This is a genomic window from Shinella curvata (assembly GCF_022899935.1).
GTDB classification, from domain to species: Bacteria; Pseudomonadota; Alphaproteobacteria; order Rhizobiales; family Rhizobiaceae; genus Shinella; species Shinella curvata.
The window spans coordinates 588,649-601,056 of record NZ_JALJCJ010000003.1 but is presented as its reverse complement, the minus strand read 5'-3'; the positions used below and the strand labels follow the sequence as shown (position 1 = coordinate 601,056).

The 12,408-nt window shown below is 63.4% G+C and carries 13 protein-coding genes; 5 read left to right on the top strand and 8 right to left on the bottom strand.

From position 1 onward, the window contains the following. Position 1 precedes the first annotated feature (1 nt). The 8 genes from MUU55_RS14500 to MUU55_RS14465 form a co-directional block, all read right to left on the bottom strand. A complete protein-coding gene (locus MUU55_RS14500) occupies positions 2-1,012 on the bottom strand; it encodes a type II secretion system F family protein (RefSeq protein ID WP_244761436.1) in 1,011 nt (336 codons plus the stop codon). A 9-nt stretch (positions 1,013-1,021) separates the two neighbouring features. Beyond that, complete coding sequence (locus MUU55_RS14495) at positions 1,022-2,500, bottom strand: TadA family conjugal transfer-associated ATPase (RefSeq protein WP_244761435.1); 1,479 nt, start codon at positions 2,498-2,500, stop codon at positions 1,022-1,024. A gap of 49 nt (positions 2,501-2,549) precedes the next feature. Further along, positions 2,550-3,845: a CpaE/TadZ family protein gene (locus tag MUU55_RS14490; RefSeq protein WP_244761571.1), complete on the bottom strand. Its 1,296-nt coding sequence runs from the start codon at positions 3,843-3,845 to the stop codon at positions 2,550-2,552. A gap of 58 nt (positions 3,846-3,903) precedes the next feature. Then, entirely contained in the window at positions 3,904-4,602 is a 699-nt protein-coding gene (locus MUU55_RS14485) for a CpaD family pilus assembly protein (RefSeq protein ID WP_280518947.1), read from the bottom strand. Between the two features lie 11 nt (positions 4,603-4,613). Continuing rightward, entirely contained in the window at positions 4,614-6,143 is a 1,530-nt protein-coding gene (locus tag MUU55_RS14480; protein ID WP_244761434.1) for a type II and III secretion system protein family protein, read from the bottom strand. Between the two features lie 13 nt (positions 6,144-6,156). Next, positions 6,157-6,966: a Flp pilus assembly protein CpaB gene (gene cpaB / locus MUU55_RS14475; protein ID WP_244761433.1), complete on the bottom strand. Its 810-nt coding sequence runs from the start codon at positions 6,964-6,966 to the stop codon at positions 6,157-6,159. Positions 6,967-7,162: 196 nt separating this feature from the next. Beyond that, the gene (locus MUU55_RS14470) at positions 7,163-7,666 is read right to left on the bottom strand and encodes an A24 family peptidase (RefSeq protein WP_244761432.1); all 504 of its coding nucleotides are present in this window, start codon (positions 7,664-7,666) and stop codon (positions 7,163-7,165) included. Positions 7,667-7,772: 106 nt separating this feature from the next. Beyond that, positions 7,773-7,949 carry a Flp family type IVb pilin gene (locus tag MUU55_RS14465; RefSeq protein WP_244761431.1) on the bottom strand — a complete coding sequence of 59 codons (177 nt, stop codon included), beginning with the start codon at positions 7,947-7,949 and terminating at the stop codon, positions 7,773-7,775. Positions 7,950-8,337: 388 nt separating this feature from the next. Here MUU55_RS14465 and MUU55_RS14460 point away from each other — a divergent pair, with 388 nt between their 5' ends. The 5 genes from MUU55_RS14460 (at position 8,338) to MUU55_RS14440 (ending at position 12,327) form a co-directional block, all read left to right on the top strand. Continuing rightward, positions 8,338-8,682 carry a pilus assembly protein N-terminal domain-containing protein gene (locus tag MUU55_RS14460; protein WP_244761569.1) on the top strand — a complete coding sequence of 115 codons (345 nt, stop codon included), beginning with the start codon at positions 8,338-8,340 and terminating at the stop codon, positions 8,680-8,682. Between the two features lie 122 nt (positions 8,683-8,804). After that, the gene (locus tag MUU55_RS14455; RefSeq protein ID WP_244761430.1) at positions 8,805-9,413 is read left to right on the top strand and encodes a TadE/TadG family type IV pilus assembly protein; all 609 of its coding nucleotides are present in this window, start codon (positions 8,805-8,807) and stop codon (positions 9,411-9,413) included. Positions 9,414-9,463: 50 nt separating this feature from the next. Continuing rightward, positions 9,464-10,021 carry a TadE/TadG family type IV pilus assembly protein gene (locus MUU55_RS14450; RefSeq protein ID WP_244761568.1) on the top strand — a complete coding sequence of 186 codons (558 nt, stop codon included), beginning with the start codon at positions 9,464-9,466 and terminating at the stop codon, positions 10,019-10,021. A gap of 111 nt (positions 10,022-10,132) precedes the next feature. After that, the gene (locus MUU55_RS14445; protein ID WP_244761429.1) at positions 10,133-11,362 is read left to right on the top strand and encodes a phosphopentomutase; all 1,230 of its coding nucleotides are present in this window, start codon (positions 10,133-10,135) and stop codon (positions 11,360-11,362) included. An 8-nt stretch (positions 11,363-11,370) separates the two neighbouring features. Continuing rightward, on the top strand, positions 11,371-12,327 hold the full coding sequence (locus tag MUU55_RS14440; protein ID WP_280518971.1) for an adenosine deaminase: 957 nt from the start codon (positions 11,371-11,373) through the stop codon (positions 12,325-12,327). The last annotated feature ends 81 nt before the right edge of the window (positions 12,328-12,408 follow it).

Here is a 12,408-nt window from a genome sequence, read left to right as displayed (position 1 = left end):
CCTAGATGTCGAAGTTGATCATTTTGCGCATGACGAGAATGCCGATCGACATCCAGCCGAGGCCCACGCCGAGGATCAGATGCCCGCGCGAATCCGTGAACAGGATCATGATGTAGTCGGGCGACGTCAGATAGACGAGGAGGGTCACGATGAAGGGCAGGGCGCCGATGATGGCGGCCGAGGCCTTCGCCTCCATCGACAGCGCGTTCACCTTGTCGCGCATCTTGCGCCGCTCGCGCAGCACGCGCGAGAGGTTGCCGAGCGCCTCCGAGAGGTTGCCGCCGGCCTGGCTCTGGATGGCGATGACGATGGCGAAGAAGTTGACTTCCTGCAGTGGAATGCTGGTAAACATGCGTGCGCAGGCTTCCGGCACGCTCAAGCCCACCTGCTGCGCTTCCACGATCTTGCGGAACTCCGTGCGGACCGGTTCCTGACCTTCCGCGGCGATGAGGCGCAACGCATCGGTCAGCGGCAGGCCCGACTTGATGGAGCGCACCATGACGTCGAGGGCGTTGGGAAGCTCGGCAAGGAACCGCTTGAGGCGACGCTTGACCATGAAGCCGACGAACCAGCGGGGTATGCCAAGCGCCGCGATCACGGAAGCGCCCAGACTGACGAGCAGGCTGGCGCCGGCAAGAATCGAGAGCACGAATGCGAACAGCCCGAAAACGGCGCTGTAGACGTAGAACTTGGAAACGGTGATCGAAAGGCCGGCCTGGGTAAGCTTGGCCTTCAGGGTCGTCGCGACGCGTCTGGTCTGCTCCTGCTGCTTCTTTTCGAGGTCCTTCAGCGAATCCTGCACGGATTTACGCCGCTTCGACAACTCCTGCATGCGGTCGCGGGCCGCCTTGGCCTTGTTCTGGTCGGTTTCGGCCGCATGAACGCGGCGCACGCGGCTTTCCGCCTTCTTCTGCGCCTCGATGCGCGAGAAGAGCAGGCCATAGGTGAGCCCCGCGGTGGAAAGTGCCGCCAGCGCGAAGATTGCGACGATGGTGATATCCAGTCCGAACATCTCGCCTCCTTACGGCTTTTCCATCGCGTCGAGCGTTGCGGCCAGGCGCTTGTCCTCGTTGAAATACCGGGCGCGATCCCAGAAGTGTGGTTTGCCGATGCCCGTGCCGGTGTGCTGGCCGATGAGACGACCATTGGCATCTTCGCCTTGGATGTCGAAGCGCATCAGGTCCTGGGTGACGATGACGTCGCCTTCCATGCCGACCACTTCGGTGATGTGCGTGATGCGGCGCGAACCGTCACGCAGACGCGAGGCCTGGATGATGACGTCGATCGAGCCGGCAATGATTTCGCGCACGGTCTTTGCCGGCAGCGTATAGCCACCCATGGCGATCATCGATTCCATGCGGCTCAGGCATTCGCGCGGCGTATTGGCGTGGATCGTGCCCATCGAGCCGTCGTGACCGGTGTTCATCGCCTGGAGCAGGTCGAACACTTCCGGTCCGCGGACTTCGCCGACGATGATGCGTTCGGGGCGCATACGCAGGCAGTTCTTGATCAGATCACGCATGGTGATCTCGCCCTCGCCCTCGATGTTCGGCGGGCGGGTTTCGAGACGCACGACATGCGGCTGCTGCAGCTGAAGTTCGGCCGAGTCTTCGCAGGTAATGACACGTTCGTCGCGGTCGATATAGTTCGTCAGGCAGTTGAGCAGCGTCGTCTTGCCCGAGCCCGTGCCACCGGAAATGACGATGTTGCAGCGCACGCGGCCGATGATCTGCAGAAGTGTCGCGCCCTCGGGCGTGATCGAGCCGAACTTGACGAGCTGGTCGAGGGTCAGCTTGTCCTTCTTGAACTTACGGATGGTGAGCGCGGTGCCGTCGATGGCGAGCGGTGGGGCGATGACGTTGACGCGCGAGCCGTCCGGCAGGCGCGCGTCGCAGATCGGGCTCGATTCATCGACGCGGCGGCCGACCTGGCTGACGATGCGCTGGCAGATCGAGAGAAGCTGGGCATTGTCGCGGAAGCGGATTTCCGATTCCTGCACCTTGCCGGCCACTTCGATATAGGTCTTGCCCGCGCCGTTGACCATGATGTCGGCGATGTCGTCGCGCGCCAGCAGCGGCTCGAGCGGACCATAGCCCAGAACGTCGTTGCAGATATCGTCGAGCAGTTCCTCCTGCTCGGAAATCGACATCGCGAAGTTCTTGATCGTGATGATGTCGTTGACGATGTCGCGGATTTCTTCGCGCGCGCTCTCGGTGTCGAGCTTGGCGAGCTGGGACAGGTCGATCGTGTCGATAAGCGCGGAGAAAACCTGGCTTTTCGTGTCGTAATAATCTTCGGTGCGCGGCGTGCGGCGGCGTGCCGTTGCGGCAGGCGCCGGTGCCGAGACCGGTGCTGGCGCCGGTTCGAAGACGGGTTGCGCCGGTGTGGCGGTGACCGGCCGTTCCGCCGTCACGGTCTGGGTAGAAGCGGGCACGGCATGGGCCGTCTGCCCTGCCAAGACGCTCTTGCCTGAACCTTCATTGCCGCGTTTGCCGAACATGCCTTGTCATCCAGTCTGTTGCGTCGCCCCTCGGATTTTCCTGCGAGGCTTACTCGGGGGCCTGTTTGCGGCCGAGCAGGCCCAGCATCTTGCCGAGGCCGGCCTTCTTGGGTTTCTTGACCGTCGAGCGGCCCGTCACGATATGGGCGAGTTGCGAGAAGGTCTCCGCCATCGGCGCCTTCTTGTCGATTTCGGCGATCATCCGGCCGCTGTTGGAGGCCGTGCCGAAGAGTTGCGCATCGAAGGGAATGATGGCGATCGGCTGAATGCCGAGCGGCTCGCAGAAGTCGTCAGGCGCGATTTCCGGACGCTTGGGAAGGCCGACCTGGTTCAGCACCAGATGCGGCGGCTTGTCGTTCGGCCGCAGCTTTTTCAGGGCGTCCAGCATGTTCTTCGCGTTGCGCAGGTTGGCAAGGTCGGGCACCGCGGTGATGATCACCTCATCGACCTCCGACAGCAGCGTGCGGGTCCATTCCGACCAGGCATGCGGCACGTCAAGCACGGTCACCGGCGCGCTACGCTGCAGCACCTCGATGATCGGCTGGAAGGAGTTCCGGTCGAGATCGTAGCCGCGGTCCAGCATGGAGGGAGCGGCGAGCAGCGACAGGTGCTCGGAGCACTTGGTTAGAAGGCGGTCGAGGAAGACTTCGTCGAGCCGGTCGGGCGCACCGATCGCTTCGGAAATGCCCTGTGGGGGATCCTGGTCGAAATCGATGTTGGCCGTGCCGTAAGGCAGGTCGAGATCGGCAAGGATGACCTCCGTCTGGAAGAGATTGGAAATGTCGAAGGCGCAATTGTGTGCGATCGTCGAGGAGCCGCAGCCGCCCTTGGCGCCGATGAAGGCGATGGTGCGGCCGAGCGGCTCGGCTTCCGGATCGACGAAGATCGCCGCCATGGCATTCAGCACCTCGGCCATGCCGACCGGGCCGACCATGTATTCGGAAATGCCGTTGCGAATGAGTTCGCGATAGAGCGGGATGTCGTTATAGCGGCCGACGATCACGACCTTGGTGCTCGGATCGCACACCTGGGCCAGCGGCGCGAGCTCGTCCATGATCGCATCCGGTTCCGTCGCGGTTTCCAGGATCAGGAGGTTGGGCGTCGGCGCGGAGGCGAACATGTTGGCGGCCGCCGCGATGCTCGCACTCGATATGCGCAGGCTCACCTTGGCCATGCGACGGTCCTGGCCGCAGCGTTCCATGGTGCGCAGCATCGCCTCGCTTTCGCAGAAGGCATGCACGGAGATGCGTGGCAAAGGACGCACGGTCTCGATCTCGACCGGCCGGACGGCCTCGTCGGCCATTCCCTCGCCGGCACGTTCAATGGTGTAGTCTACTGTGCTCATCGTCATGCCCGTTCCTGGTGTCCGGCGAACCGGAGGGAGTGGTTCCGCGTGCCTGTCGTCAGAAATCCGGCTGGCCGAATTCGCGGTAGTCCTGGATCACCACGTTGCGCTGCTCGGCGTCGATCGGGGTCATGCCGCGCGGCTGGACGAGGTCCATCGGATTGGCGATCTGAGCCGCGAGGTTGGCCTGCGTGGCGCAGCCGAAATTGTGATAGTTCTTGTTTTCCATCGTGTTTTCGACGAGATCCTCCGGCCATTCGCCGCACGGACCGGCCTTGGCCGTGATGGCGAAGAAGGCGAGCCGGATCGGCGCTGCCGGACCGTAACCGCTTGCGTCGTAGTTGGTTTCGATCATCTGGTCGCGTTTGACGCCGGCGCTCAGCAGTGTTGCGCGGATTTCCTTGCGCATGTGGTCTGCCGCGGCCGCGTTGGCCGAGCCGCGCGGTAGCATGATCTGAACCGCGCCGCGCGATTTGGCGGTATGGTCGGCGGCAAAACCGCGGATATTGTCGCGCACGCCCGTCGTCAGCGACCGGTCGCCGAGGGCGATCGGGATGTCGAGTGTCTGGGCATCCTCGGTCAGCACGATCGGGTGGCGCGTGCGGTAGTCGTCAGGGATCGAGCCGGTGGCGTTGCGATCCGGCCGCGTGCCGCAGCTGGAAAGCGCCATGACGGAAACGAGAAGGGTTACAGAGAACGCGGCGCGCATCGGGCGGCTCCTGGCGGAAAGACGGATGGTCTGGATCGTTTCGCTCATGGGATCGCTCGTCACTTGTAGATGAAGCCGATGGAGCCGTGGTAGTTGCCCGACGGCATCGCATCTTCCTTGCGGCCATAGACCTTGTTCACCCTTCCGAGGAAGAAGCTTGCTGCGTCATTGGTCGCGTTGAAATTGTCGTCGGGACGCGAGAGCGCCGTGCGTGCCACCGGTCGCACGAGGTATGGCGTCGCGATGATCACCATTTCCGTCTCGTTGCGCACGAAATCCTTCGAGCGGAAGAGCGTTCCGAAGATCGGGATCTTCGACAGGCCCGGCAGTCCGGACATCGCCTGACGGATGTCGTCCTTGACGAGGCCGGCGATGACGATGGAGCCACCGGAGGGCAACTCGACGCTGGTCGTCGCCTCGCGCCGGCGAATGCCGAGTGCCGTCAGGCCGGGAATGTCGCTATGGGCGAGGAAGGTGGCGGATCCCTCGAAGGTCGGCTCGGAGACCTCCGTCTGAACACGCAGGCTGATGCGTCCCGGCGACAGCACGACCGGCCGGAAATTCAGCCGGATACCGTATTCGACCTCGTCGACCTTGCGCTTGATCGTGCGTTGTCCATCGTCGCCGACGTCGATTTCCTGCTCCGATGCCAGGCGGAAGTCGCCGCCGACATAAAATTTGGCTTCCTCGCCGGAAATGGCGGTGAGACTGGGTTCGGCCAGCGTACGCATCACGCCTGCCTGTTCCATGGCGCTGACATAGCTTGCAAGATTGAGGCCGCCCACGCTGCCGGCGAGGGATCCGCTGGCGACCCAGTCAGCTGCGCCGCCGAGATTGGTGGGATTGCGGAAGGAGATGCCCCCGGCCGAGCCTTGGGCGGAGCCGTTGAAGCCGAGCTGCTTGAGAACCTGGCGGCTGACCTCGGCCACGGTCACCTTGAGCGTGACCTGGTCCTCGCCCTCGATCTTCAGCATGTTGACGACCTGGGAGCGCTGGCGGTCTTCGCCGAAGATCGCCGCGTCGCCGTTGTTGCCCTGGGCGGTGATGTTGCGGGTCGTCGCCTCACCGCCGGTCAGGAAGATCTCGGCAAGCCGCGTCGCCTGGATGGCATCCTGCGGCGTGCGCACCGTACCGTTCAGCACGATGTTGTCGGAGATGATCTCGACCTGGATGTCGGAGTCAGGAATGAAGCGGCGCAGATTGGCCTGCAGGCCGTCGATGTCGCGCTCGACGGTGAGGTCGATGCTGACGATTTCCTCACCGCCGGGGCCGAAGATGAAGATGTTGGTCTGCCCGACTTCCTTGCCGAAGAGATAGATGCGGCGTGAACTGCGCGTCACCGCGTCGGCCTTGACGGGATCGGCGACGAGGATGTCGTGCGCGTCCGTCGGCAAATCCACCACGATCGCCTTGTTCAGGCCGAGCTTGACGGCCTTGCGGGCACCCGGACCGCTGTTGCTGATGCGAATGATCGAGGCGGTCGCCGCCTCAGCGGTCGCCACCGGTGCGAGCGGAAAGCCGGAAAGGGCGAGGCAGACGCTCAGCCCGCCGGCGACGGAAGCCCGAAAAGTCCTTGCGATTCCAAACACGGTCAGCTCCTGGTCACTGCTTGGCGGCGCTAGCGCCGTTTACGATTTCACCGGTCTTGATCACCTGGACGAGCGGCACGCCGTCTCCGCCGGAAAGCAGGTATTCGGCAGCGCCGGTATCCGACTCCTGGGCGTCGGCGACACTGCGCAGCGCCAGCTGAAGCCGCTCGGCCATCTGCTGGGCAACGGTGATCACCTTGGTCTGGTCCGGCGTCAGTTCGAGCGTGGCGGTCGTGCCGATGGCCGATTTGGAGCCATCGGGGTTTTCCTGGATCTGCTGGTCGATGGCCAAGACGCGTACATTCGACAGAACGGTCTCCGTCAGGAAGGACCCGCCGTCGCTCTTGCGCACCATGATGACATCGACGCGGTCGTTCGGCAGGATGAAGCCGCCGGCGCCCGTCGCGACCGAGATTTCGGTTGCGACGGCGCGTTTGCCGGCCGGCAGCAGCGACGACATGATGCGGTTGCTCGCGTCGGCGATCTTTTCCTGACGGATCGGCTCGCCGTTGAAGATCGGCATGCGGGCAATGGCGCCGTCGAGGCTTTCCATCGCATCCGGCCGGTTCTGATCGGTGATGAAGCCTTCCACCACGCCACCCTGCGGCCACGCCGCCCAGGTGAGCGAATCGGGCTTGAGCCGCGATCCGACGGGCAGGCTTTCGCGCGCCACGAGCACGTTGATGGTCGGCTCCCGTTCGATGACGGGGTCGCCCTTGACAATGGCCGTCCTGCCGCCGCGGGCGACCTGCAGGGCGAGCAGGCCCGCGATGCCGGCCGACACGACAGCCACTGCCAGAATGATGATTCGCGCCGGTCTCATATGGATTCCCTGGAGGTGCGGACTCTTCTATCCGCCCACATTGACCGGCAATGGTGTAATTATGGTTAATAAGCGCCTTACGCGCATGGTTAACGCGACGCTAATGCCGGTATGGCCGCTATGGACTGCGCCAACGCAAAAGACCGGGATGCAGGCCATCCCGGTCGTTCATCGTCTCAAGCGGGGGAAGGCTGCGTCAGCCGAGGGCGGCGAGCATCAGGGGGGATGACGGGTAGGCGACGAAGGCCGCAGCGCCGATCGCGATCCCGTAGGGCACCTTGCGGCCGGCCAGAAGATGGGCCGGCACGGGCAGGCCGGATGCGTACACCACGGGGGCCTTTGCCCGCAGGACGAGGATGCCGAGCGTCAGAAGCCCGCCGAAGGCCGACACATAGATCATGTATTCGAAAAGCGATGGATTGATGCCGAACCAGACGGCGCTGGCCGAAAGCAGCTTCACGTCACCGCCGCCCATCGTGTTGAGCGCGAAGAGGACGAAGCCGATCGAAAAGATCAGAAGGCCGGCGCCGAGATGCAAAGCGATCTCGGTGAGACCGAGGCCGGCAAGCGGGGCGGCGAGGAGGAACGCGCCAAGCAGAATGGCCGAGACCCGGTTTGGAATGGTCATCGTGAAGAGGTCGGAAAACGCCGCGACTGCAAGACAGAACGGAAAGATCACGAAGATCAGAGCCTGTGTCACGCGAATTTCTCCCGATATCCGGTCCGGTTCAGACCGATGAACCCTGGAATGGAGAAGCCGCCCTCGTTTGGAGGGCGGCTTCGAAACCGAAAACGTCCCGGTGGTATTAGTTCTGGGAGTCGGTGAGCTGGTCGTTCAGGAAGTTGAACTGGGCGTCAAGGCCCGTGCCGAGCGCGCGGGCGCCGGCGATGAGGGCGACGGAAATCAGGGCGGCGATCAGGCCGTATTCGATGGCGGTTGCGCCAGATTCGTCCTTCATAAGGCGAGCAAAAATCTTGGTCATGGTATTCTCCTAGCTCCACGAGTGTTGGTTCAGCACGTCCGCCAACTGTTTCCGTTGTTCGGATGACTGCAACCTACAGTGCTGCCATTGCCATCGGCTTAAGGAAGTCAGTTAATCTTGTCCTAACGCGAGGCTGTCGAAAATATGGTCACCAAAGGGTTAATCGCCTCGCGCGCGATTCTTCTATCTTTATGGGGAACATTACGGGTCGGTGTGCCGTCCCGCGGCGCCGGCATGCGGAATTGTCGCGCGCTGCCTTAAGTCTTCATTCACCATTCCCGGCGATGCTGGTCCCATAGTATCTCCGGGATGAGTGATTATGGGACGCGACTGGATTTTCGCTGCGAAAGCCGCAAGGCTTGTGTCGGCCGCCCTTCTTGTGGTGTCGATGGCGGGTGCCGCGGCCGCCGAAGAGCCGTTCATGCGCGTCTATATGGATCACGCGCGGGTGCTCAAGCTCGACCGGCCGGTGAGCAAGGTCATTATCGGCAATGCCAAGGTGGCCGATGCAACGGTGGCCGATGCCAAGACGATCGTGCTGACGGGCCGCAACTTCGGCACCACCAATCTCGTGCTCCTCGACGCGGACGGCAATGCCATCGTCGACGAACGGATCCTGGTGTCGATCGACGAAGGCAATACGGTGCGCGTCTTCCGCCAGACGGACCGGTCTGTTCTGTCGTGCACGCCCAATTGCGAAGAACACGCCACCGAGCGGCCGAACGACGGCTGACCGCTGTTGCGCTTCGATTGCCCAAAAGCGGGAAACCGTTCAATTCTTCGGCTCCACACACACGAAAAATAAACGGTCGGCGATCTAGTCTTTTTCCATCCAGCATATGGGAACGGATCGCGATGACGCTCGATCACACGACAAACACCCGGCGGCGGCCTATAAGAGGTCTGTTCCGCCGTTTTCTCGCCCGGCGCGATGGCGCGACGGCGATCGAATTCACGCTGCTCTGCCTGCCTTTCTTCGCAATTGTCTTTGCGTCGCTCGAGACCTTCGTGGCGTTCTCGGCCGAGCAGGTTCTCGCCAGCGCAAACGATACGATGGCCCGCAAGATCCGCACGGGCGAGATCACGTTCAATCTCGGCAAGACCTCGGATATGAGCCAGGAACAGTTCCGCAAGGCCTTTTGCGACGAGATCGCGATCCTGATGCCCTGCTCGCCCACGGAGCTCAAGACGCCGAACAAGCTGTTTATCGACGTGCGCAGCTTCCCGAAGTTCACCGATATTCCTAAGTCGATCCCGTTGACAGGCAAGTCTCTCGACACCTCCGCCTTCAAGTTCTCGCCCGGCGGCAAGAAGTCGATCAATATCATCAGGGCCTATTACCGCTGGGATATCGTCACGGATCTGGTCCGCCCGTACATCTCGAACGTCAAATCGGCCGACGGCTCCCAGCAGAACTATCTGATGGTCGCGACCACCGTGGTCCAGAACGAGGACTATCCGTGATGGGCAGCCTTCTTCCGTCTCCGGGTGCCGACAAGAAAACGCAGCCGCCCATGGGTGGCGTGCTGCTCAAGCTGCGGCGCCTCATCGAGGATCGCCGCGGGGTCGGCGCCATCGAATTTGCGATCGTCGCGCCGCTGCTCGTCGTGGCCTATGTCGCCGCCTTCGAGATTTCCGTCGCCGTCACCGTGATGCGCAAGGTCAATCGTGCATCGAGTACCGTGTCCGACCTTCTTACCCAGAGTCAGTCCACGAACGTCGCCACGCTCGACACGATGAAGGAGGTGACCAAGACCGTGATCGCCCCCTTCACGCAGGATGGTTACTCGCTGAAGATCACCGGTATTGCCGTTGCCGCGGACGGCAAGGCGACGGTTGCCTGGTCGCGAGACCAGAGCGCCGGCAAGCCGTATGCCACGGGCGCCACCGTCACGCTGCCCTCGACGCTGGACGCCAAGAGCACGTTCATCGTGCGCACGGAACTCGTCGTGCCGCATAGGGTGCTGTTGATGATGCCGAGCCTCGCCTCGACCTTCAACAAGGTCAATCTGTCAAAGACGAGCTACTTCCGCCAGCGGACGGGTGAAAAGATCAGCTGCACCGATTGCTGAGGCCCGCTCCGGCACGCGATTTTTCTTGAACCCGTCTTGCCGCCCGTGCCATGTCTGGCGGTTCATTCCCGCCGCTCCGCGACGGGGGTGCGGACAGACGGCAGGTGATTCATGGCGCGAGCCTTTCTCTTCGTTCTCGACAGTTTCGGCATCGGCGGCGGGCCGGATGCGGCCGCCTTCGGCGATCTCGGTGCCGATACGCTCGGCCATATCGCCGAATTCTGCGCGGCCGGCGTAGCCGACCGTCCGGGCCTGCGTCAGGGGCCACTGAAGCTGCCCAACATGTCGGCGCTCGGGTTGCTGCACGCCGCCCGGGCCGCCACCGGTCGTTTTCCCGAAGGCATGGACGTGCCGCCACGCGTCTTCGGTTATCACGGGGCGGCGAGCGAGGTCTCGAACGGCAAGGACACACCGTCGGGCCATTGGGAGATCGCCGGCACGCCGGTCTCCTTCGACTGGGGTTATTTCCCTTCGGAAGGCGACGCCTTCGAACCCGAACTGGTGGAGGCGATCTGCGCGGCCGGCAACGTACCCGGCATCCTCGGCAATTGCCACGCGTCGGGCACGGATATCATCGCCCGGCACGGACAGGAGCATCGGCGCAGCGGCAAGCCGATCTGCTACACCTCCTCTGACAGCGTCTTCCAGATCGCCGCGCATGAGGGCACGTTCGGCCTCGATCGGCTGCTTTCCTTCTGCGAGACCGTGCGCAAGATCCTCGACGAGCGGCCGGGCGGGCGCATCGGCCGCGTCATCGCCAGGCCTTTCACCGGCAATACGCCCGAGACCTTCGAGCGCACGGGCAACCGGCGCGACTATTCCGTACTGCCGCCGGAGCCCACCCTGCTCGACCGGCTGACGGAAGCGGGCCGCACGGTGCATGCCGTCGGCAAGATCGGCGATATCTTCGCCCATCAGGGCATCGGCACGCTCACCAAGGCGAACGGCAACATGGCGCTGTTCGACGCGACGCTTGCGGTCATGGACGAGGCCAAGGACGGCGATCTCGTCTTCACCAATTTCGTCGATTTCGACATGCTCTACGGCCACCGCCGCGACGTCGCCGGCTATGCCGCGGCGCTCGAAGCCTTCGACCGGCGCCTGCCGGAAGTGGACCGCAAGCTGAAACCGGGCGATATTGTCATCCTCACCGCCGATCACGGCTGCGACCCGACCTGGCGCGGCACGGACCATACGCGCGAGCGGGTGCCGATCCTGAGCTTCGGGCCGGGCCTGCGCTCGCGCCTCATCGAAACCCGTACGACCTTTGCCGATATCGGCGAGACCGTTGCCCGCCATCTCGGCATCCCGCCTGGCCAGCACGGAAGGAGTTTTTTGTGACGAAAACCATGCCCAAGGCGGAGCTGCACTGCCATATCGAAGGTGCGACCCCGCCCGCACTCGCCGCCGCCCAGGCGAAACGCTACGGCATCGACACATCCGCCTTCATCAAGGACGGCCAATATTCCTGGCAGGATTTCACCAGCTTCGTGCAGAGCTACGACGCGACCGCCAACCTCTTCCGCAGGGAGGAGGATTACGCGCTGCTCGCCGAGACCTATCTGACCGAGATCGCCGCGGCCGGCGCCATCTACAGCGAGTTGATCGCCTCGCCCGACCAGGGCGATGCCGTGGGCATCGGCGCGGATGCCTATATGCGCGGGCTTGCCGAGGGCGCCGAACGCGCCAGGGCGAAGACGGGCATCGAGACACGCCTTCTCGTCGTCGGCATCCGCCATTTCGGTCCGGAGCGGGTGGTGAAGGCGGCCGAATATGCCGCGCGCCGTCCGCATCCGCTGATCACGGGCTTCAATCTCGCGGGCGAGGAGCGCATGCACCGCGTCGCCGATTTCACCCGCGCCTTCGATATCGCCCGCGATGCCGGTCTCGGCATCACCATTCATGCGGGCGAATTGTCGGGCGCCTTCAGCGTTCGCGACGCGCTGGATCATGTCCGCCCGTCGCGCATCAGCCACGGCGTGCGCGCCATCGAGGATGCCGATCTCGTGAAACGTCTGGCGGACGAGGGCACGGTGCTGGAAGTCTGCCCCGGCTCGAATGTGGCGCTTGGCGTCTTCAAGGATTTTCAGAGCCATCCGCTGCGGGCGCTTCACGATGCCGGCGTGCGCGTTACGCTCAATTCCGACGATCCGCCGTTTTTTCACACGTCGCTTGCCCGCGAATACGAGGTTGCCTCAACCGTGATGGGGTTCAGCGATGCCGAGATCCTCGGGATGACGCGCACGGCCATCGAAGCGGCTTTCGTCGACGAGCCGACGCGGCAGAAGCTGCTGGCCAGGCTGTAGGAGGAAAGCCGGCTGTGAGGATGTTGCGTCCGGCCGGCTGTCTTCTCTTGCAGGTCTTGGCCGTTCCGTGGAAAAAGAGGG